The sequence below is a fragment of the Brevibacterium sp. SIMBA_078 genome (assembly GCF_046534565.1).
GTDB lineage: Bacteria > Actinomycetota > Actinomycetes > Actinomycetales > Brevibacteriaceae > Brevibacterium.
Window position 1 is genome coordinate 1 of the sequence record NZ_JAWRYQ010000157.1, and the last position, 279, is coordinate 279.

Sequence of the window (279 nt, forward strand, 5' to 3'; positions counted from 1 at the left end):
GGAAGAACCCTGCAATCGCATCCGCCACACTAATGGTTTGGGTGGTGCCATTGGCATTGGTGAGTACGATGCTAGCAATGTCCGCCGCTTCTGCATCGGTTAAATCAAGAGTGGCGATCACGCTGGTCGCACGGTCACTTAAACCGGCCTGATCAATACTAAAGACGATGGCATCACCTGCGCCTTCGGTGGCATCACCGCTGGCCGTAATGCTGATCACAGGCGGCAGATCATTGTCGATGATGGTACCAGTGCCGCTACCTGTCCCGATGGTCAAGG

Annotated in this window: 1 protein-coding gene; it reads right to left on the bottom strand. The window is 55.2% G+C overall.

From position 1 onward, the window contains the following. Nucleotides 1-279, bottom strand: a 279-nt coding sequence (locus tag SB749_RS19265) for a hypothetical protein (RefSeq protein WP_410711719.1), incomplete at both ends; no start/stop codon positions are given.